The 21,882-nt window shown below is 61.2% G+C and carries 9 protein-coding genes and 1 other RNA gene; 4 read left to right on the top strand and 6 right to left on the bottom strand.

The window, feature by feature from the left end; translation table 11 throughout:
• Nucleotides 1-16 precede the first annotated feature (16 nt).
• Together recN and bamE are read left to right on the top strand one after the other, a co-directional pair.
• Nucleotides 17-1,678: a DNA repair protein RecN gene (gene recN / locus DW58_RS15810; protein ID WP_024549725.1), complete on the top strand. Its 1,662-nt coding sequence runs from the start codon at nucleotides 17-19 to the stop codon at nucleotides 1,676-1,678.
• Nucleotides 1,679-1,910: 232 nt separating this feature from the next.
• Nucleotides 1,911-2,252 carry an outer membrane protein assembly factor BamE gene (gene bamE / locus DW58_RS15805; RefSeq protein ID WP_024550736.1) on the top strand — a complete coding sequence of 114 codons (342 nt, stop codon included), beginning with the start codon at nucleotides 1,911-1,913 and terminating at the stop codon, nucleotides 2,250-2,252.
• A gap of 138 nt (nucleotides 2,253-2,390) precedes the next feature.
• Here the strand turns inward: bamE and DW58_RS15800 are convergent, their stop codons facing one another.
• Nucleotides 2,391-2,684, bottom strand: coding sequence for an RnfH family protein (locus DW58_RS15800; RefSeq protein WP_024550735.1), 294 nt, complete (start codon nucleotides 2,682-2,684; stop codon nucleotides 2,391-2,393).
• On the bottom strand, nucleotides 2,674-3,111 hold the full coding sequence (locus tag DW58_RS15795) for a type II toxin-antitoxin system RatA family toxin (protein WP_024550734.1): 438 nt from the start codon (nucleotides 3,109-3,111) through the stop codon (nucleotides 2,674-2,676). Before DW58_RS15795 ends, DW58_RS15800 begins: the two co-directional genes overlap by 11 nt.
• Before the next feature lie 152 nt (nucleotides 3,112-3,263).
• On the opposite strand from DW58_RS15795, the gene smpB reads away from it, so the two are divergent.
• Nucleotides 3,264-3,746: an SsrA-binding protein SmpB gene (gene smpB, locus DW58_RS15790; protein WP_024550733.1), complete on the top strand. Its 483-nt coding sequence runs from the start codon at nucleotides 3,264-3,266 to the stop codon at nucleotides 3,744-3,746.
• Between the two features lie 109 nt (nucleotides 3,747-3,855).
• Here smpB and DW58_RS15785 read toward each other — a convergent pair whose 3' ends face one another.
• From DW58_RS15785 to DW58_RS15770, 4 genes are all read right to left on the bottom strand, one after another.
• Nucleotides 3,856-5,025, bottom strand: a complete 1,170-nt coding sequence (locus DW58_RS15785) for an HlyD family efflux transporter periplasmic adaptor subunit (RefSeq protein ID WP_024550732.1) — start codon at nucleotides 5,023-5,025, stop codon at nucleotides 3,856-3,858.
• An 11-nt stretch (nucleotides 5,026-5,036) separates the two neighbouring features.
• The gene (locus DW58_RS15780; protein ID WP_024562472.1) at nucleotides 5,037-7,172 is read right to left on the bottom strand and encodes a type I secretion system permease/ATPase; all 2,136 of its coding nucleotides are present in this window, start codon (nucleotides 7,170-7,172) and stop codon (nucleotides 5,037-5,039) included.
• A gap of 27 nt (nucleotides 7,173-7,199) precedes the next feature.
• A complete protein-coding gene (locus DW58_RS15775) occupies nucleotides 7,200-8,504 on the bottom strand; it encodes a TolC family outer membrane protein (RefSeq protein ID WP_051195595.1) in 1,305 nt (434 codons plus the stop codon).
• Between the two features lie 170 nt (nucleotides 8,505-8,674).
• Entirely contained in the window at nucleotides 8,675-20,902 is a 12,228-nt protein-coding gene (locus DW58_RS15770; protein ID WP_029593084.1) for an Ig-like domain-containing protein, read from the bottom strand.
• A gap of 612 nt (nucleotides 20,903-21,514) precedes the next feature.
• Here DW58_RS15770 and ssrA point away from each other — a divergent pair.
• Nucleotides 21,515-21,877, top strand: a transfer-messenger RNA (tmRNA) gene (gene ssrA, locus DW58_RS20340).
• The last annotated feature ends 5 nt before the right edge of the window (nucleotides 21,878-21,882 follow it).

Below are 21,882 nucleotides of genomic sequence, written 5' to 3'. Positions count from 1 at the left end.
ATACAGGAAGACGGCTATGCTGGCACAACTGACCATCAGCAATTTCGCTATCGTTCGCGAGCTTGAAGTCGATTTTCACGCCGGGATGACAGCCATCACCGGTGAAACCGGTGCGGGTAAATCTATTGCGATTGATGCACTCGGCCTGTGCCTGGGTGGTCGTGCCGACGCCGACATGGTGCGTCCCGGCGCCGGGCGTGCCGATCTCTGCGCCCGCTTTTCCCTGAAAGACACGCCTGCCGCCCTGCGCTGGCTTGAACAGAATCAGCTGGATGACGGACGTGAATGCTTACTTCGCCGCGTTATCAGCAGCGATGGTCGCTCACGCGGGTTCATCAACGGCACCGCCGTGCCCCTGTCCCAGCTGCGCGAACTGGGTCAGTTGCTGATCCAGATCCACGGCCAGCACGCCCATCAGTTGCTGCTTAAGCCCGACCATCAAAAAGCCCTGCTCGACGGCTATGCTGGTGAGCACACGCTTACTCAGCAAATGGCCGCCGCCTACCGCGAATGGCACCAGAGCTGCCGCGCACTGGCACAGCATCAGCAGCTCAGCCAGGAGCGCGCCGCCCGCGCGGAACTGCTTGCCTACCAGTTAAAAGAACTGAACGAATTCAACCCGCTGCCGGGCGAGTTTGAGCAGATCGACGAGGAGTATAAGCGCCTGGCGAACAGCGGCCAGCTGCTGTCCACCAGCCAGCAGGCGCTTAACGCGCTGGCCGATGGGGAAGACAGCAACGTGCAGAGCCAGCTCTACAGCGTACGCAACCTGGTGACCGAGCTTGTCGGCATGGACGACAAACTTTCAGGCGTCCTGACCATGCTTGAGGAAGCGGCTATTCAGATCAGCGAAGCGAGCGATGAGCTGCGTCACTACTGTGAGCGTCTTGATCTCGACCCTAACCGCCTCTATGAGCTGGAACAGCGCCTGTCACGCCAGATTACCCTGGCCCGTAAACACCATATTGCTCCGGAAGCGCTGCCGGCCTTCCACGCCGCGCTGCTCGATGAGCAGCAGCAGATGGATAATCAATCTGACACGCTGGAAGCCTTAACCCAGGCGGTGTCGGTTCAGCATCAGCAGGCGCTGGCGATTGCCGGTCAGCTGCATGCCGCCCGCGTGAAATACGCCGCGGAGCTGAGCGAACTCATCACCGACAGCATCCATTCGCTCTCCATGCCGCATGGTCAGCTGCTGATTCAGGTTGAGTTTGACGAGCATCACCTCACGGCGGAAGGCGCTGACCGTATCGATTTCCGCGTCAGCACCAACCCGGGGCAGCCGCTTCAGGCGCTCTCTAAAGTTGCCTCCGGCGGTGAGCTTTCCCGTATCGCGCTGGCGATTCAGGTGATTACCGCCCGTAAAATGGAAACCCCGGCGCTTATCTTCGATGAAGTGGACGTGGGGATCAGCGGGCCGACCGCCGCCGTGGTGGGCCGCCTGCTGCGCCAGCTGGGCGAATCGACTCAGGTCATGTGCGTGACGCACCTGCCGCAGGTAGCGGGCTGTGGTCATCAGCACTTCTTCGTCAGCAAAGAAACCGATGGCGCAATGACCGAAACCCATATGCAGCCGCTCGACAAACGAGCGCGCCTGCAGGAGCTGGCACGCCTGCTGGGCGGCAGTGAAGTGACGCGTAATACGCTCGCCAACGCCAAAGAGCTGTTGGCGGCATAATTGTTAAGTCCCGACGGAACGGGTGGGGCGCCCCACCCGCAACCCGTACAAAAATAGAGCGGTCAGGTCGAATAAATGTCATATGGGCACAAATTTGCTCAACTTTTTTCGACTAACAGGGTCATAGTGGAGCGGCTTAGGTTTCAAACTGCCTGAAGGTTTATTATCATCGGTATATTACGATTACGAATGCGCCGCGTTCTGTTCGGGCCCCAAAAGGAATCAAATCACTATGCGCTGTAAAACGCTGACTGCTGTCGCAGCGGTTCTTCTGATGTTAACCGCTGGCTGTTCCACTCTGGAGCGAGTGGTTTACCGCCCCGACATTAACCAGGGCAACTACCTGGCACCTACCGACGTGTCCAAAGTGCGTGTGGGCATGACCCAACAGCAGGTTGCTTACGCTCTGGGTACCCCGATGATGTCCGACCCGTTCGGAACCAACACCTGGTTCTATGTGTTCCGCCAGCAGCCAGGCCATGAAGGCGTAACGCAGCAGACGCTGACCCTCACCTTCAACAGCAGCGGTGTGCTGACCAACATCGACAACAAGCCGCAGCTCTCCCGGCAGTAAGCCGGTCAGGATCAAAAAAAGGTGCCTTCTGGCACCTTTTTTATTGGCAAATGCGTGGAGAATTTTTTATGGGCGAAATGCATGGCGAACCGCGGTAAGTTCCTCACTGCCAGCCCTGAACACGGGCTATCGCCGTAACTAAGGCTTTTTCGCCGCCCGCTCCGCGCGCTGCCGACGCAGCTCTTTCGGGTCGGCAATCAGCGGGCGGTAGATCTCTACGCGGTCGCCGTCATGCACTTCGTCATGCAGTTTGGCCGGTCGGCTGTATATGCCCACCTTATTCTTCTTCAGGTCGATATCAGGGCGCAGCTCCAGCAGCCCGGAGGCAACAATCGCCTCCTCAAGCGTGGCGCCCTCGGCAAGGGTAACCTTACGCAGATACTGCTTTTCAGGCAGCGCGTAGGCCACTTCCACCACGATATCAGCCGGCACTGTAGACCTCTTTCGCCCTGACGGTGAACGCGTTCACCATATTCGCCGCCAGCTCTTTGAAGATGCGGCCAAACGCCAGTTCGATAAGCTTGTTGGTAAACTCAAAATCAAGCTGGAACTCAATACGGCAGGCGTCCGGGCTGAGCGGCGTAAATTTCCAGCCGCCCATCAGTTTTTTGAAGGGGCCATCAACCAGATGCATCAAAATGCTTTGATTGCTGGTTAGCGTATTCCGGGTTGTGAACGTCTTGCTGATCCCCGCCTTTGAGACTTCCACCGCAGCGGTCATCTGGTTGGGGCTGGATTCCAGCACGCGGCTTCCTACACAGCCGGGGATGAACTCCGGGTAGGACTTCACGTCGTTCACTAACTGATACATCTGCTCGGCGCTGTAGGGCACTAAAGCAGTTCGACTAATCTGCGGCATAGCATTTCCTGGGATTCATGGGACGTATAAATAATAACATTTATCATCGACTAAAGAAAAACGCTAAGCCGGAAGTCATGCTAAGATAACCCTTTCCATCCCATCGGATGGGGTGTCTTTGAACGACCGAATTACGTATACTGAGCGCCATTATGACGAAGAAAAAAGCAAACAAATCAGGCTCAGCCACCATCGCGCTCAACAAGCGCGCTCGCCATGAATACTTTATCGAAGAAGAGTTTGAAGCGGGTCTTGCCCTGCAAGGATGGGAGGTTAAATCCCTGCGCGCCGGAAAGGCGAACATCAGCGATAGCTACGTCACTCTGATTGAGGGCGAGGCTTATCTGTTTGGGTCCAACTTCACGCCGCTCAACGTCGCGTCCACCCATGTGGTGTGCGACCCTACCCGTTCACGTAAGCTGCTGCTGAACCAGCGCGAGCTGGATAACCTCTACGGTCTGGTCAAGCGCGACGGCTACACCGTGGTAGCGCTGTCGCTGTACTGGAAAAACGCCTGGTGCAAGGTCAAAATCGGCGTGGCGAAGGGTAAGAAACAGCACGACAAACGCTCGGATCTCAAAGAGCGCGAGTGGCAGCTCGATAAAGCCCGCATTATGAAAAACGCCGGGCGCTAAGCCTGCGCCACAAGGCGGGTATGCCACGCGTACCCGCCCTGCTCCTGCTTTATCTCATCGGACGCCGTTCAGATGAGCACGCCCCAGATTATCCAACGCACTCTCTGCTTTAACGCTCACGCAGCGCCTCTTTCACCTTGTTCAACGGTTTAATCAGGTAATCCAGCACCGTTTTCTGACCGGTCTTAATCTCCACGTTGGCGACCATCCCCGGCAGAATGGGGAAGGTTTTTCCGGCGCGGTTCTGCAGTTCGGCCTTTTTGGTGCGCACGTAAACGCGGTAGTAGAACTGATCGCGCTTCACCTCATCCTGAAGGGTATCCGGCGACACCACCTCGACCGTGCCGTCAAGGTTGCCATAAATAGAGGAGTCGTAGGCAGTGACCTTCACTGTCGCTGGCAAACCGGGCCGAATATAGGCGATATCGCGCGGGTTGATGCGCGTCTCCACCAGCAGCTGATCCTCCAGCGGCACAATCTCCATCAGCTTGCCGCCGGGCTGTACCACGCCGCCTACCGTTGTGACCTGCACATCCTTGACGATGCCGCGCACCGGCGAGTAGAGCGAGGCGCGGGTCACCTGATCCTCTTTACCCGCCATCACCTGAAGCTGTGCGTCGAGATCGGCATTATTCTTTACCTGCTCCTCGCGGGCACGCACCGCAAACTGGTTCCGCGCCTCGTCAATTTTCCCCTTCAGCTCCGCCGCCTGGCGCTGCAGGCGAATCACCTCCACCTCGCTGGCCGCGCCTTTAGCCACCAGCGGCTGGGTCATGCGCAGCTCCGACATCACCAGCTGCCAGGTCTTTTGCAGGTTGGCGACGGTTTCGTTCAGGGTGCGGCGGCGGGATTCATACAGCTGCCGTTCGCGGGCCACCAGATCCGGTTCACGCATCGACTCGGCGCTAAAGCGCAACGGCTCGCCGGTCAGCTCTGAGCGCAGGCGCTCGCTTGAGGCACGCAGGGCGCGCACCCGCGCCGCCGCCTCACCGAAGTTAGAGGCAAAGCGGGTAGGATCGAGCCGGGCCAGCAGCTGGCCGCGCTCGACAATATCCCCTTCGTTGACCATCAGCGCGTTCACGATCCCGCCGTCGAGACTCTCAATCACCTGCGCGTGGGTGGAGGGCGTAATCTTCCCGGTGCCCACCGTTACCTCATCCAGGGTGGCGAACCACGCCCAGACGAAAAACACCACCAGCCCCACCAGCGTCAGCCAGATTACCGAGGAGTAAAACCGCCCCTGGCGCGCCAGATCCTCCTGCATTGTCAGTTGACTCATTGCGCGCTCCTTCAGGCCACCGAGGCCACGTTGCTGTTACGTTGGGCCTGATTGATCAGCTGATCCCGTGGACCGTCGGCGATCACCTTCCCGTTCTCCATGACCACAATGCGATCCACCAGATTGAGCAGCGCCGGGCGGTGCGTCACCAGCACCAGCGTGCGGCCCGTCAGCCACTGGTGCAGCTGGCGAATCACCTGGGCTTCGAGCTGTTCGTCCATTGAGGCGGTTGGTTCGTCGAGCAGGACGATCTGCGGATTACGCACGATCAGCCGGCTGAGCAGCACCATCTGCCGCTGGCCGCCGGACAGCCCGCGCCCGCCTTCGTTAATCAGGCGATCGAGGCTCGCGGCATCCTGCTGCACCATGCTGAGCGCCCCGCTGATGCGCAGCGCCTGCAGCAGTTCGGCTTCGGTGGCGTTCGGATGGCCCAGCATCAGGTTCTGGCGCAGGGTGCCGAAGAACAGACGCGAATCCTGGGAGAGGAAGCCCACCTGACGGCGCACATCGCGCGGATCGATATGCGCCAGGTCGACGCCGTCGATAATCACTTTGCCCTTGGTGGCGATCGACTGCCCGGCCAGCAGGCGCAGCAGCGTTGATTTGCCAGCCCCGACCTTGCCGAGGATCGCCACGCGCTCGCCGGGTTTGATCTCAAGCGCCGGGATCTGAATCGCCTGATCGCCCTTCTCTTCGTCGTAGCTGTACTGCACCTGCTGGCACTGGTAGTGCCCGGCCAACACCGGGCAGTGGGCCATTTTCTTCTGGTTGTCGGTATCGAGCGGCTTTTTGAGCAGTTCGTTGAGTCCGCTCATCGCCGTTTTGGCGTGCTGCCAGCGGGAGAAGACCATGGTTAACTGCATCAGCGGCGCGATGGTACGCGACGACAGCAGGCTACAGGCCACCAGCGTACCGGTGGTGATCTGCCCGTCCATCACCAGATAGCAGCCGAACACCAGCATACTGGCGTAGGTGAGCTGCTGAACCGTGGAGGCCCAGCCGCTAAGGCGTGCGCCCCAGACGCGCTGCTTCATGCCAATGCTGGCCCCGACGCTGTGGGTGTGCTCCCACTGACGCTGGAAGTAGGGTTCTGCCTGCAGGGCTTTGATGTCCTCAATGCCCTCGATGGACTCCACCAGCACCGCGTTGCGAATGGCGCTCTCGCGCATCCCCTCCTTTGCCAGCTTCGCCATCGGCCACTGCACCAGAATGCCGGGGATGACGATCAGCGGAATGGCGATCAGCGGGATCGCCACCAGTTCGCCCCCTACCAGCGCCATGATGCCGAGAAACAGCAGCACAAAGGGAATGTCCATCGCGGCCCCAACCGTGGTGGAGGTGAGCAGCTCACGCACCTGGTCGATCTCACGCAGCTGCGACATAAAGGATCCGGTGGATTTCGGGCGGGCATCGTTCTTGATCGCCATTGCCCGGGCAAAAAACAGCGACGAGACGTTCAGATCGATGTGCTTGCCCATGATGTCCGACACGTGGGTGCGCGCCAGGCGAATGAAAAACTCCAGCAGCGCGGCGAGCACCACGCCGAAGAACAGCACCCACAGCGTCGGGAAGGACTGCGCCGGTATCACCCGGTCGTAGACCTGCATCGAGAACAAAATGCCGCCGAGGGCCAGCACGTTGCCAATGATTGAGGCCAGCGAGATCTCAAACAGCTTGCGGCCGGCATGGCGAAAGTGCCGCCAGAACCAGTGCGGCTCCCAGGGTTTGGTAAAGTCATCGATGCGCGCATCGCGCCCGCGCGCGGCGATGCCGAGCATCACCACGTCGTTTTTCACGCGCTCCAGCAGCGTGTCCAGCGCCTCTTCGCGCACCAGATCGCCGCCTTCGCTGAGCCAGTAGCTCACCACGCCGTCGCCGTCGAGGGCCTCCAGCAGCACCAGCCCGCCGCTCTCCAGCTCAACAATCACCGGCAGCGACTGGGCGCTCCAGCGCACGCTCTCCTTTGGCACGATGCGCATTTGCAGGCCCATCAGGCCGCTCATGCGATCGAGACGCTGGGAGAGGGGTAAATTTTCAAACCAGCGCATTTGCTGGCGTACAGCAGGGGCGTCGGCGGGCAAACCAAAGCGCCCCGCCGCCCTGACCATCGCGCTAATCCAGCTTTCAGTCTGCGGACGTTCTGACATCACGTACTCCTTTTCCCGGTGTCACGCTTACAGCGCGGGCAGGTCATCACCCGTAACGCGGGTACGTTCAATACCCAACATGTCGAGCAGGTTATCGGCGGCGGCGGCATAGCGCACCGCGGCATCCCAGGCGTCGTAGCGGGCAGTTATCGCCGAGCTGTCGGCCTGGAACACATCCTGTTCAATACTCAGTAAATCGTTCAGGCTGCGCTTGCTGAGGCGGTATTCGTCGCGGTAGACCCCGCGCGCGCTTTCGGCGCTGTTAAACTGCAGCTCCCCTGCCCGCTGACGCGCCTGCGCCCCGGTCAGGTCGGCCCACGCCGTGGCAGCGCGCTGGTTGATATCGAGCTTGCTGGCTTCCACCTCGGCGCGGGCGCTGGCCCGATCGCCTTCGGCGGCATCCACCCGCGCGCTCACTGCCCCGCCCTGATAGAGCGGCGCGTCCACCACCAGCTGCACCTGGTCATCCCAGTAGTTGCTGTTGTCGTTTTGATAGCGGGTGCGCCCCGCCTGCACTGAGAGCGTCGGCAGGTGCTGCGCCTGCGCCTGACGGATACGGTCTTCCGCCGCCATCTGTTTGGCCTGGGCGCTGCGTACTGCGCTGTTGCGCTCGTAGGGCAGCGTTTTCAGCGAGATGTTCTGACGCAGCAGATCTTCCGGCAGGTCCGGCAGCGTCTGGGCCACCACGCCGGTCAGCACGCTGAGCGATGCCTGGGCGGAGCGCATCTGGGCGCGGTACTGCTCATAGCTGGCGTTCATCCCGGCGATACGGGTCTGGGCCTGCAGCACGTCGGACTGCGAGCTTAAGCCCGCTTCAGCGCGCAGGTTTGCCATCTCCTGCACCGCTTTCAGCGAGTCGATGTTGCGTTTCGCCGCCTCAGTCAGCGCCTGATAGCGCTTCACCTGCAGATAGGCCTGAAGCGTCTCCATGCCGACATCGTTGAGGGTGCTGTAGAGCTGATAGCGATAAGCCTCGGAGAGGTTCTCCTGCTCATCGATACTGCCGCCGGTTTTACCGAAGTCGTAGATAAGCTGTTTGAGATTGACCCCGCCCGCGGCGTTGCTGTTGAGCGATCCGGCGGAGTCGGTACGGTGGTTGCGGCCAGCATTACCCTGGAGGGAAATTTGCGGGAACCAGGCGCTCTGCGCCTCATCAAGATTGGCATGCCCGACCTGAATCTGCGCCGAGGCCTGGGCGATTTTTGGATTACGTGCGAAGGCGCGCAGGATCGCCTCCTTTATTGAGAGCTGTGCCTGTAGCTGCTCTCCCGGTGGTGCCTGCCAGTCGAGGTTATCGACGCCAGACGCGTACGGGCTTAGCCCACCCGTCATCCCCAGCAGCGCCACGACCATCAGCGCTACCCGACCGGGTCTTACGTTTCTCATTGTTCCACCTTACCCCTGCCCGCACGCGGGCGACGTGGTGATATTGTTAATATTATCAATAGCATCAGCAACATGGCCTCCTCCCTGAGGCCGGTTGGCATAGCGCCTGTTCTGCACTACACCATGTTCACGTGCAGGCCGTGCTGGATCAGCACATCCCCGAGCGTGTTGCTCTGGCCGCTGTTGTGCCAGACATCGAACTGCACACCGTCCAGTTCGCGCTGACCACTCACCGCCCAGATATCCCCGTTTCCGTGCACCAGGTTGACCCGATCGCCGTCGACGCCTTTGATGACCAGGTCATCTTCAGGCCGATCGGTGATCGCCAGCGCGCCGTTGGCATCCAGCGTGATGCTGTTGGTCCCGGATTTCCCGAGGTCAACAATCTCAATGTGCTGAATTTTGCTGCCCAGCCCGATGAGGTCCAGCGTCAGGTTGACGCCGTCCAGTACCAGGGTGTCGGTGCCCGCCCCGCCGTCGATATGCGAGAAGTCCAGGCCGGAGAGGTGGATGGTGTCGCTGCCCGCGCTCCCTTCAACGCTATCACCGCTTTGCTGCTGCCCATTGGCCAGAGTGATGCTTACCCCTCCAATAGTGTAGGCATCATCCGCGGTTTGCGCGGCGGCAGCGTCAGTTTCTGTAGACGCGGCGGCGGTCGGTGCCAGGGTATGGCTGGTGCTCTCCTCGGTGTTGGTGGACTTGTGGGTCTCATCCGACGCCAGCAGCGAAAACGCGATTTCGTCTTCTGCTACCGCTGCCGCCATCATGGTGGCAGGCGGCGTGGTGGAAATGACTTGTCCGTTAAGCCCGACGTTAAGGTAACCGGTGTTACCTGCGGTGTCGGTGGCGTAGATATTCAGCACGCTGGTCAGGGAGAGCAGTTGCAGAATGTCCAGCCCGAGGCCCAGCGTCGTGCTCCAGTTACCGTTGGCATCGGTCAGCGCGGTGGTGTTTACCGTACCGTTGAGCAGCGAGAGATGAACGATGGAGTTCGGCGCCAGGTTGCGCGATCCACCGCTCAGGGTCAGCCCTTTGCTCAACAGCGTCAGCAGGTTGAGGCTCGCCAGCGCGTTGAACGACAGTTCAGGGGTGGTGAGCTTGACGGTGATGTCAGCGCTGGTGCTGTTGGTGTTGCCGACCTTATCGGTAACGGCGACACCCACCTTCAGCGCGCCGTTGGTCAGCCCCTGAAGAACGTTGCTCGCCACCGGCAGCGTCCAGGTGCCGTCCGGGTTCACCGTGGCGTTATAGGCAGTACCGCCCAGCGTCACCACCACTTTCGCGCCGTCGGCCACGCCGCCGGTGATGCGTCCGCTCAGGGTCTGGGTGGTGCCCGCTTCGCCCACGTTCAGGAAGCCATCGTTGCCGAACAGCGAAGTCAGCGAGATGGTTGGCAGACTGTGGGTGATCACGTTCACCAGCCCGCTGGTGGTGGCCGGGTTGCCTGCCGGGTTGGTCAGGCTGGCGTTCACCGTCAGCGTGCCGTCGAGCAGCGCGCTAAGGTCGGTTTTCGGCACCGACACCGACCAGTCGCCGTTCGCCCCTACCGTGGTCTGGTAGGTTTTACCGCCGAGGCTGATATTCACCAGCGATCCCACGGCGTTGGTACTGGTCCCGCTTATCACCTGGGCGCTCAGAATATCCGCCGCGCTCAGGCCGCCGTCGCCGAACAGCGAGTTAATCACCAGCGTCGGCACCTGCTGAATTGCCACCGCCAGGTTCTGGGTCGCGCTGGCGACGTTACCCGCTACGTCCTTCGCGGTCACGCCCACGGTCAGCGCGCCGTCCTGGAGAGACTGCAGGGTGGCGGTCGGCAGCGGCAGACGCCAGGTGCCGTCCGCGGCGACCGTGGTGTTGAAGGTCAGGCCGCCGAGCGTAATGGTCAACGCGGTGCCCGCCGCCAGGTTGCTGGTGGTCCCGCTCAGGATCTGCGGGCTGAGCAGGTCGCTCAGGCTCAGGTTGCCGTCACCAAACGGCGTGGCGAGCGTTACCTGCGGCACGGCGTTGATGATGGCGTTGACCAGCTGCGATCCGGTGCCGACGTTGCCGACATCGTCACGCACGCTGACGCTGACGTTCACCCCACCGTCGGTCAGCCCTTTCAGGGTTGCGGACGGGACGCTCACTGACCAGGTTCCGTTGGTGATGGTGCCGGTCAGGGTTTCCGTACCGATACGCAGCGTGACGGTCCCGTTCGCCAGGTTTGACACCCCGGAGATGGTCTGGGCAACGCCCGCTTCGGCCTGGCTCAGGTAGCCGTCACCGCCAAACAGCGAGGTAATGGCCACCGTAGGCAGGTTGGTCAGCCCGACTTTAATCGACGGCCCGGTGGTGGTGGAGGTATTGCCGTCCGGGGTCAACAGCGTAACGCTGGTTGCCAGGGTGCCGTCAGCCAGACCCCGCAGATCCGCTGGGTTAACGTTGATCGAGAAGGTGCCGTTCGCCGCCACCAGGCCCGTGAAGATCTTACCGCCGACGTTGACGTTAACGGTGGATCCGACCGGCGCATTGCCGACGGTACCGGTAATGGTCTGGGTCACCAGCGCATCCGCGGCGCTCAGCAGGCCGTCCCCGAATAGCGTCACGGCAGTGAGTACCGGACGCAGCAGATCCAGCGTCACGTTAGCCCCGGTCGAGGCGGTGTTGCCGTAGGTGTCCGAGGCGGTCACGGTCACGCCCACGTTGCCGCTGCCAACCCCTTCCAGGGCGGTGCGGATCGCTTCCGGCAGGGCAATTGACCATTTGCCGGTGTTATCCACGTTAGTGGTGAACGCATCAGTGTTGCCAATCTTAATGGTCAGGGTGCGCCCGTTGAGGCCGGTTGCGGTGCCGCTGATCACGCCATTGAGCAGTTCCGGAATGCTCAGGATGTTATCTCCGAACAGCGGGTTCAGGATAATGGACGGCTGTACGTTGGCCGCGACGGTGATATTCGTCCCGCCGGAGGTCACGTTGCCAAACTTATCGGTGACGTTCACGCCGAGGGCGATCTGTCCGTCCGGCAGCGTGCTGAGTAGCGTCGACGGCAGCGTTGCCGTCCACTGACCCAGCTCGTTTACCACAGCGTTGAAGGTACGCCCGGCAAGGGTGACCACGACGCTAGCGACGTTCTCCACATTAGTGAGGGTGCCAGTCACGGTCTGGTTCAGGCCGCTCTCTACCAGGTTAATGGCGTTATCGACCCCGACCAGCACATCGCCGACTACCGGCAGATCGGTCAGCGCCAGGCCGACATTGACGATCTTATTGGTGACGTTGCCGTTCGCGTCGGTCACGTTCACGTTGAGCTGCGCGGTATTCCCCACCAGCCCTTGCCACAGGTTCGGTGGCAGATCGATGCTGAAGCGTCCGTCCGGGCCAACCACCCCCACGGGGATGTTGATGTCGGTGCCGGCGAGGGTGACGCGTACCGTCGCCCCGCGTGAATCCCCGCTGACCTGCCCGGTCAGCGTCTGGGTCACCAGCGACTCGGCGACGTTAAGAATGCCGTCGCCGCCGAACAGATCGTCCACCAGCACGCCGAGGCCCTTGTTCAGCGCGACGTTCAGCCCGATGCTGTTGGTGGCGGTGTTGCCTGCCTCATCGGTAGTGGTGATGGCGATCACCTGCGGGCCATCGCTCAGAGTACCCAGCTGCAGAGTCGGGAAGGTGTGGGTCCAGTTGCCGTTGCTGTCAACGGTTGAGGTCCACTCCAGCGGCCCGACGCGTACCGTTACGGTGTTACCCGGCTCGCCGCGGCCCTGCACCAGCAGCCCGGTGGCCGCTTCGACGGTGTTCAGCACCGGCGGCAGACTGAGGGTATTCACCTCCAGCAGCGGTGCGTCGCGATCCACGTCCACGGTGCGCGAATCAAGCACGCTGGTGTTGCCCGCCGCGTCGGTCAGGCTTGCCGTCACTACGTTGTTACCCGACGGCAGCGCGGCTATATCTCCCTGCGGCACGGTGAGCGTCCAGCTGCCGTCGCCGGTGACGGCGGCGGTGTAGGTTCTACCGTTCAGGGTGACGGTCACCAGGCGTCCAACGTCCGCGGTGCTGGCGGTACCGCTCAGTACCAGCGGGGCGCTTGCTTCGGTGCCGTTGAGAATGTCATCCCCGGAGATTGTCCCAATGGTCACGGTAGGGAGGGTGGTATCGACCGTCACGTTAACCACTGGACTTTCCGTGCCGTCGTTGCCCGTCGCGATAACCTGGTACACCCCGTCCGTCGGGAACTCGGAGGCCGGAACGCTCAACGACCAGGTGCCGTTCGCGCCAATGGTGGCGGTGCCTGTCAGCGTGGTGCCGTTAATGGAAATCTGTATGACGTCACCGACGTTGTAACCCGTCGAGGTCCCGTTGATGGTAACGTTGCCCGAATTGAACTCGGCCGCGTTGATAATGTTGTCATCCGCCACGCTGAAGATGGTAGCGCTGACCGCAGGCGGAACAATATCGACCGTGACCGGGATCGCTGCCGATGCGCCGCTGTTCCCGGCCGTATCGGTGACCGTCGCCTGCACCGTGATGGCACCGTTGGTCAAGCCATCCATAAACTCCGGGGTCACGGTGTAAGACCAGCTGCCGTCTGCCTGCACAATGGCAGCATTGGTAAACGTTGTACCACCAATGATCAGGGTAATCGCCTGTCCCGGCGCCAGGCTGGTGCTGGTACCGTTAATGACCTGCGGCTGCTGGCTTTCCAGGAAATCTACCGTGCCGTCGCCAAACAGCGGGGTGGTAATCGTCAGGGTCGGCACATCGACAGCGACGTTCACCGGCACACTGGTGCTACCGGTGTTATCTGCGCCGTCTTCGATCGTGACCACAATGGTTTGCGCCCCACGGCCAACGCCAGCCCAGTCGGCTTCGCTCAGGGCGAGGCTCCATGTGCCGCTTTGCGCATCAACGACCGCGGTGAAGTTTTTACCGCCAATGTTAACCGTGACGGTAGATCCTTCCGGACGCGTGGAGACAAACGTACCGCTCAGCGTAGTGCCCGCCTCGGCCTCTGCGGCATTGACCGTACCGTTACCGAACACCGGCGTGGTGACCGCCACGGTTGGCGCCGTAAAGGCCACTTCAAACGGGATCGGCGTTTCGGTGCTGTTGCCGTACTGATCTTCTGCCCGCACGATGATCGAGTGTGGCGTTGACGGATCGAGGTTTTGCAATGAGCCTGCCGGGAGCTGCACGATCCAGGTGCCGTCCTGCGCCACGGTGGCCGGATAGGTTACGCCGTCCACGTCAATGGTGATGGTGACGGCCTGATCCGGGCCGGTGACCCCGGTGGTGCCAGTAATGGTTAACGGCCCGGCGGCTTCGGCAAGGTTCAACACGTTATCGCCGCCAAACAGATCGGGCGCGGTCGGCGTCGGCAGGTCGGTTTGTGGCGTAAATATCGGCGCCGGCGTGATCGGGGTAGTGTTCCCCGCCGCATCGGTTGCCACAATGGTGACGGTCTGGGGGGTGCCCACAGGCAAACCAGTGAATGCCGCAGGCGGCAGGGTAAGGCTCCACTCCCCGGTCGCCGGGTTCACGGTGGCAGGATAGTCTTCACCACCCAGCGTCACGGTGACGGTCTGGCCTTCGCCGGTCACCCCGGTGGAGCCGCGGATCACCTGCGGCGTATCGGCTTCGCTATTGTTCAGCACGCCATCACCAAACAGCGGTTGAACCGTCGGCGCGGGCAGATCGTTAACGATGGTCTCGAAGCTACCGCCGCCGGTCGAGGTGTTCCCCGCCACGTCGGTGACAATCACTTTCACCGGAATGGTGCCGTCCGGCAGCGCTTCCAGCGTGCCAGCCGGGACGTCAAGGCTCCAGCTACCGTCCGGGTTGATGGTGGCGTTTTGCAGTGGGCCGTTGTTGATGCTCACCTGCACGGTGCCCAATTGGGCCGCCGGCAGACCGGTGGTACCCCCAATCGTGCCGCCGGCGCTGGCCTCATCCGCGTTGAGGTAGCCATTGCCGAACGGCTGGGTCAGGGTGGCTTCCGGCGGCGCCTCGGTGCGCACAATGAAGGTCGCATCCGGGCTGGTCGTCTCATTGCCGGCTTTATCGGTCACGGTGACGGTCGCGGTCGTCTCACCCTGCGGCAGATCCTGCAGGACTGCCGGTGGGATCAGCACCGTCCAGTTACCGTCTGCATCAACGGTGCCGGTGATCGGCTCCTGACCCGGAATATTCACCACCACGGTCTGACCGCTCCCCGTTACGCCGGTGTTGCCGGTAAGGGTTTGTCCGGTCGCCGCATCGCTCTGGTTGATATAGCCATCGCCAAACAGCGTACCCGGCAGGGTGGCCGTCGGTTCTTCCAGCAGAATTTCGGTATTCACGCTGCCGCGCGCCGGGTTGCCGAACGCATCAGTAGCCTGCGCGACAATCTGGTACTGGCCGCTCGGGAACTGATTGAGCAGCGCGGAATCAATATTCGCCGTCCAGTCGCCGTTCGGGCCTACGGTGGCGTTGCCGATTGGTGTGGTACCGATAAAGAGCGTAATGACCGTGCCTGGGGCCAGCCCGACGGATGTCCCGGTGAGGGTGCCGCCCTCCGCCGCTTCGATGGCGTTAATGAGGCCGTCACCAAACACTGTCCCGAGGGTGATAGTCGGTAGATCCGGGCCGCTGACGTTCACCGGCACCGGTTCATTGGTAATGTTGCCCTGCGGATCGGTCACCCGCACGGTAAGGTCAGATTCACCCTGCGGCAGCGCCTGCAGGTCGGTCGCCGGAATGGTGACGCTCCATTCCCCCTGATCGTTCACCAGCGCCGGGATCTCCTTACCGTTGATCACCAGCACCACGGTGGATCCCGGTGTCGTGGTGCCGCTCAGCACCTGCTCGCTTGCCAACTCGCCGATGCTGATGTTGCCATCCTGCAGGAAGCCGGTGCTGGTATTGACGTCCACCACCGGCCCGGTCACGTCGATGACGATCGGCTGAACGTCGTTCGCCGGGTTGCCCGCCGCATCGCTGGCGGTCGCCACCACGTTGTAGTTGCTCAGGTTCAGGCCGGCGACATCGCCTTGCGGAACGGTGATGCTCCACTTACCGTCGGCGCCAATCGTGGCCGGATAGGTTTTATCGTTGAGGAACACGCTGACCAGGGTACCCGCCGGCAGGTTGGTGGAGACGCCGCTGATGGTCAGCGGCGCACCTTTTTCTGCGGCGTTGATGACGTTATCCACCGCCACGTTGTCGATGGAGAGCGTCGGCAGGCTGGCCGGTTTGGTGATAAAGGTGATGTTTCGCGTGGCGTCGTCAGTGTTACCCGCCACATCCGTCACGGTGACCTTCACCTGGCGCACGCCGTCCGGCATCGCGGCGAGATCGTCAACCGGTACGGTGATGCTCCAGAGGCCGCCCGCCTGTACCGTGGTGTTGTAGGTCTTGCCGTTAAGCTCCACCACAATTGGCCTGCCGACTTCGGCATTCTGCACGGTCCCGCCGATCTGCAGCGGATCGGTGATCTCCCCGGCGTTGACGAAGTTATCCCCGGCCACGGCGTTGAGGGTGATCTGCGGCGCATTGGCCGGAGAGGCATCCAGCGTAAAGCTGCCTTTGGTGGAGGAGGTGTTGCCTGCGGCATCGGTGGCGATAACGGTCAGGCTTGCCGGGCCATCCGGCATACCATTCAGCGCACCGGCCGGGAGCGTCACGCTCCAGGTACCGCCGGGCAGCACCAGCGCGTTGTAGGTCTGGCCGTTAACCTGCACCACCACATACTCGGGGCTATCGGCATTGTACGGCGTCGCGGTACCTGAAATGACCAGCGGGTTAGCCGCTTCACTGGCGTTGACGATCCTGTCATCCCCACCGATGGCGTCGATGGTTACCGCAGGCGGCGTTTTGTCGATGACCAGGCTACTGTTGAGCACGTTGTCGTTGCCGACCCGGTCAGTGGCGGTCACCACCACCGGTACGGTGCTGCCATCAGCCAGACCGCTCAGCACGCTGGACGGCACGTTCACCGTCCAGTTACCGTTCGCGTCCACCGTGGCGGTCAGGGTTTCGGTGCCAATCTGTACCGTCACCGTCTGGCCTGCACCGTTAACGCCGGTGCTGCCGCTCAGGGTGCCGCCGGCCTGCGCTTCGCTGCTGTTCACGATGCCGTCGGTAAACGGCGTGTTGAGCGTCGCCACCGGGAGGGTATCGGTGATAAGCGTGAAATCATGGGATTTGCTGACCGCCACGCCGTTGCCGTCCCGCGCTGAGACGGTGAGCGTGGCGGTGCCGTCGGCGATAGCGGTCGCGTCCGCGGCCGGAATGGTGACGCTCCAGCTGCCGTTGGTGACCTCCCCTTCATACTGCTTGCCGTTGAGGGTTACGGTGATCGGCGTCCCGTCCGGCAGGCCGGTGCTGCCGCCGTTAACCACCAGGCCGTTGGTGAGGTCGTCCACCCCAACGTTATCGTCCCCGGTAAGCGGCGCGATGGAGATCGCGCTGACGGTGGTATCCACGGTAAACGGACGGGTCGCGGTCGCGGTGTTGCCCGCCGCGTCGCTCACGCCCACCTGCAGGGAGTACGACCCGGTGGTCAGCCCGGCGACGGAGGTCTGCGGAATGGTGACCGACCATTTTCCGTCGGCCCCCACCACGCCCGTCCAGCTTTCCAGCCCGAGGGTCACGGTTACCGTCTGGCCCGCGCCGACGTTAAGCGCAGTACCGGTGATGTTGACCGCGCCATCGCGTTCGGCGGCGTCAATCACGTTATTCCCGGCCACCGGATCGATGGTCAGCAGCGGCTGTTTCTGCGGATCGATGCTGACGTTCACCGTGTGCGGGGTGGTAACGCTGTTACCCGCGGTATCGGTGACCGTCACGTTGAAGGTGTTTTCCCCGTTCGGCAGCGCCTTCAGGGTGGCGGACGGAATGGAGATAGACCACTCCCCGCCCGCACCGGTGACGGTCCCGGTCAGGGTCTGGCCGTTAATGGTGACGCTGACCGGGCTGCCGATTTCGGCCCCGCTGGCGACACCGCTCAGGGTTTGGGCGGTATTGGCTTCGCTCAGGTTCAGGTAGTCGTTTCCGGTAAACGGATTGATGGTGACCACCGGCGGGGTGACGTCCACAATCACGTTCACCACGGTCTGGCCCTGGTTACCCGCGGCGTCCCTGGCGACGATGGTCACCGGCACCGGCGAATCGCTGTTGGTGTAGTCGTCCAGCGCGCCGGAAGGCAGCGTGACGCTCCAGTTCCCGTTGCTGTCCACCACGCCGTTATAGGTATTGCCACCAAGCGTCACCGCCACGGTCTGGCCCGGCCCGGTTACGCCGGTCGTGCCGGTCAGTACCTGGTTGAGCAGGATTTCGCTGCCGTTGAGCGTGTTATCGCCGAACAGCGGATCGTTGCTCACCACCGGCACGTTATCGAGGATGACATTCAGCGTATGTTCTGCGGTGACGGTCCCGCCGTTTGCCGGTGCCGAGGCCTGAATGGTGACCGGGCCGTCGGGCAGGTTTTGCAGATCGGCAGGCTGGATGACAACCGACCAGTTGCCGCCCGCGTTCACTTGTGCCGTATAGGTCACACTGTTGATGACCACCGTCACCGTAGTGCCTTCCGCCAGCCCGGCGCTGGTGCCGTTCACGGTCAGCGGCTGGCCCGCTTCGGCACGGCCCAGATAGTCATCGCCCGCGACGATGCTAATCGCCACCCCGGAGGCGGCGGTGTCCACCGTTACGGTGTGCGACCCCGTGCGCGTCTGGCCCAGCGCATCGGTGACGCTCAGCTGCAGCGTGGCGTCCCCGGCGTTAAGCTGCTGCAGCACCGCCGCAGGAATGGTGATCGACCAGCTGCCGTCGCTGCCTACCACGCCATTCCAGGTATTGCCGTTCAGGGTCACTGTCACCAGGCTGCCTGCTTCGGCATTGGTGGTTCTCCCCTGCAACAGCTGATCGGTTTTCACTTCAGCGGCATCCAGTATGTTGTCTGCCGTGAAGCTATCGACGCTCACCGTCGGCAGCGCCGTTTTCACGGTAATGGTCTGCTGCACTTCGCGCACGTTGCCCGCCGCATCGGTCAGGTTCACCGTAACGGTGTTATCCCCGCCGGGCAGTTTTGTCAGATCCGCAGACGGAATAGCGATTTGCCAGTTCCCGTCGCTGCCCACCTGGGTGGTGTAGGTCTTGTTGTTGAGCGTGACGGTCACCGTCTGCCCGGCTTCGCTCATGGCGGAGATGCCGCTCAGTACCTGAGCCGTGGTGAGATCCTGGCCGCTCAGCTTGCCGTCGCCGCCCATCGGCAGCACCGCCAGTTCCGGCGGCAGGGTATCAACGGTTGTGGTCACCGGCAGGCTGGCGTTATTGCCCGCCGCATCCGAGACGTTAACCACCAGCGGCGCACTGCCCTGCGGCAGCTTTTGCAGATCGGCGGCGGGTACGGTCACTGACCAGGTGCCGTCGCTGTCCACGATGCCGGTATAGGTTTTGCCCCCCAGCACCACCGACACCTTCTGGCCGATGCCGCTGACCCCGGTGTTCCCGGTGATGACCTGGGCCGTGCCGGCTTCGGTGGCATTCAGCACCGCATCCCCGAACGGAGGTTCGATTTCCGGTTTTGGCAGCTGGTTAATGGCGACGTTAAGGATGTGCTGATCGGTCGCGGTCTGAGAGCCCAGGGTTACCGTCGCGGTGACTTCCCGCGGGCCGTCTTTGAGCTGCGCCAGATCCGCCACCGGGATCACGGCGCTCCAGTTGCCCGCCCCGTCGATAACCGCGTTGTAGCTTTTACCGTTGAGCTGCACCACGATGCTGACGCCCGGCCCAAAGACGGTTGAGACACCGCGGACCTCCAGCGGCTGGGTGACTTCCGTGGCGTTGAGGTAGTCGTCGGTGGCGATAATCGCGATGGCAATACTGGTTTCGCTCTGATCCACCGTGATGGGGGTATTTTTGGTGATGACGTTGTTTTGCTGATCCGGCACGCTGACGGTCAGGGTCTGGGTGCCGTTGGTAAGCGCCAGCAGGTCACCCGAGGGCACCGTGGTTTTCCAGCTGCCGTCGCCCTGTACGATGGCGTAGTAGGTATTACCGCCCAGGGTAATGGTCACCGTTTGACCGGCAGCGATGTTCTGGGTCTGACCGGAGAGGATCTGGTCGAGCTGGGTTTCCGCACCGTTCAGGGCGTTATCACCGGTCAGGGGATTGACGGTAATCGCCCCCTGGTTGAGGTTCACCGAGAAGTCGATTTTGCCGGTGGTGACGTTGCCCGCTTTATCGGTCACGGTGTAGGTGACGGTGTAGTCCCCGCCGTCGGCCAGCGCTTTCAGGTCGTTGAGCGGAATGCGCGACTGCCAGTTGCCCTCCTGGTCCACCACCGTGGTGTAGGTCTTGCCGTTCAGGGTGATGGTGACGCGGCTACCCACGTCGGCGGCGTCTGAGGTACCACGCACGATTTTATCGGCGTTAAGCTGGGTGGAGTCCAGCACGTTACCCGGCGCAAAGGCCGCCAGCTCCAGCGCGGGCGGCACCGTGTCGACGGTAAAGGAGTAATCTTTGCTGATGGTGCGCCCGTCATTGTCCACCATCACGATTTTTATCGCATTCAGGCCCTGCGGCAGTGAGCGGATCACCGCGGACGGCATGGTCACGCTCCACTCGCCGTTCGGCCCCACGGTAGTGGTCCAGGTGCGGCCACCCAGTACGAATGAGACGAGGCTACCGGCGTTGTCAGGATTGGTCAGCCCGCTCAGGGTCTGTGCCTGCAGACTTTCGATATTGTTGATGACGTTATCTGGCGTGATTGGATCAATGGTCAGCGTGGATGACGGAGGATTCGGGGGGGTGCCACCGCCGTTATCCCCGCCGCCATTATCGCCGCCTCCGTTGTTACCGCCGCCGGTATTCCCGCCGTCGTTGTTATCGTCCCCGCCGCCGCTGTTGCTGGCTGCGACAGCAATGCCGGCAACGCCCGCCGCAGCGGCAATGCCGCCCAGAATTCCCAGACCGGAGAGGCCGCTGGCGGACGCCAGGCCTTCCCCACCGATCAGCGCCCCCAGAGAGGTGTCGGCATAGGTCGGCACGATGACTTCAGCGGTGGCCGGGGCGGCCTCGCTGGCAAAAGGAAAGACAGCGTGGTGCGTGCCCAGGCTGTCTTCAAAAATCAGTTCGCTGTGTTGTCCATCCAGATCGAGACGGAAAAAGTTCTGATAGCGTACCGTGCTGCCGTCCTTCATATGGACAATCAGGTCGCCGCCCTGGCGCTCGTAGAAATTAACGACTTCCGGAGAAGCGTTAATTCTCACCACGCTTGATTGCGCGAGATTTACCACGCGATCAGCACTTTGAGAATACTGAGTAATGACGTCACCAGATTGTTTATTCAGAATATCCACGGATTCGGAAAGGTTATTTTGCAGGGCCATTAGGTTCATCCTCACGCTAAAACATTATTCAATTTAGACCTCTCCGCACCCGATAAAAGGCAGACGCATGGCAATGACGTCATGAAACGACATGACGCGCAGGAGGTGTTTGCCTTGCGGGGTTTATTTAACACAACTGGCTAATTTGATTGGTATTTTTGAATATTGCTCCCAGGGGTTATATTCTGGCGTTTCCCTTGTTAGTTATAATCAACGATCTTAAAACAGGCAATTAAAAACACTAAATATCAAAAATAGTGCGGCGAGTAACGATATATTGTCATTTATTCACACAGAGTTTAGCAGTGCTAAATAGTTAAATTACGGGCAGTGAATATATATCTCGATCACACTCTTATATTATTCAAACGAAGCGCCAGAATATATCCTGTATTCCGTGACGATATTTAACCGTCATTTCCATTAATACCGTTTTAATAAATTACATCGGGAATCATTACTTTTTTAATGATTCCCGATGCGGCATGGGATATCCGGCTGATTGCGCTCAGGTGGGCTGGATGATTTTTCGCCAGCGTTCACCCGCCGCAGACGCAGCGATATGGACTGGCATGTCGCCTCTCCTTTCTGCTATACTTCACGAACACTTTTGGGGCTGATTCTGGATTCGACGGGATTCGCGAAACCCAAGGTGCATGCCGAGGGGCGGTTGGCCTCGTAAAAAGCCGCAAAAAAATAGTCGCAAACGACGAAAACTACGCCCTAGCAGCTTAATAACCTGCTTAGAGCCCTCTCTCCCTAGCCTCCGCTCTTAGGACGGGGATCAAGAGAGGTCAAACCTAAAAGAGATCGCGTGGATACCCTGCCTGGGGTTGAAGCGTTAAAACTAATCAGGCTAGTCTGGTAGTGGCGTGTTTGTTCGCAGCTGCCAGGCGAATGTAAAGACAAACTAAGCATGTAGTACCGAGGATGTAGGAATTTCGGACGCGGGTTCAACTCCCGCCAGCTCCACCAAAATT

The sequence above is a fragment of the Siccibacter turicensis LMG 23730 genome, assembly GCF_000463155.2.
In the GTDB taxonomy this organism is placed as follows: Bacteria; Pseudomonadota; Gammaproteobacteria; order Enterobacterales; family Enterobacteriaceae; genus Siccibacter; species Siccibacter turicensis.
The sequence above is the reverse complement of the archived record's forward strand: the minus strand, read 5'-3'. Positions and strand labels throughout refer to the sequence as shown.

Excerpts from the sequence above, each read along its gene's own strand:
- recN (WP_024549725.1), top strand. The coding sequence starts at position 17 with ATGCTGGCACAACTGACCATCAGCAATTTCGCTATCGTTCGCGAGCTT.
- bamE (WP_024550736.1), top strand. The coding sequence starts at position 1,911 with ATGCGCTGTAAAACGCTGACTGCTGTCGCAGCGGTTCTTCTGATGTTA.
- DW58_RS15795 (WP_024550734.1), bottom strand. The coding sequence starts at position 3,111 with ATGCCGCAGATTAGTCGAACTGCTTTAGTGCCCTACAGCGCCGAGCAG.
- smpB (WP_024550733.1), top strand. The coding sequence starts at position 3,264 with ATGACGAAGAAAAAAGCAAACAAATCAGGCTCAGCCACCATCGCGCTC.
- DW58_RS15785 (WP_024550732.1), bottom strand. The coding sequence starts at position 5,025 with ATGAGTCAACTGACAATGCAGGAGGATCTGGCGCGCCAGGGGCGGTTT.
- DW58_RS15780 (WP_024562472.1), bottom strand. The coding sequence starts at position 7,172 with ATGTCAGAACGTCCGCAGACTGAAAGCTGGATTAGCGCGATGGTCAGG.
- DW58_RS15775 (WP_051195595.1), bottom strand. The coding sequence starts at position 8,504 with ATGACGGGTGGGCTAAGCCCGTACGCGTCTGGCGTCGATAACCTCGAC.
- DW58_RS15770 (WP_029593084.1), bottom strand. The coding sequence starts at position 20,902 with ATGGCCCTGCAAAATAACCTTTCCGAATCCGTGGATATTCTGAATAAA.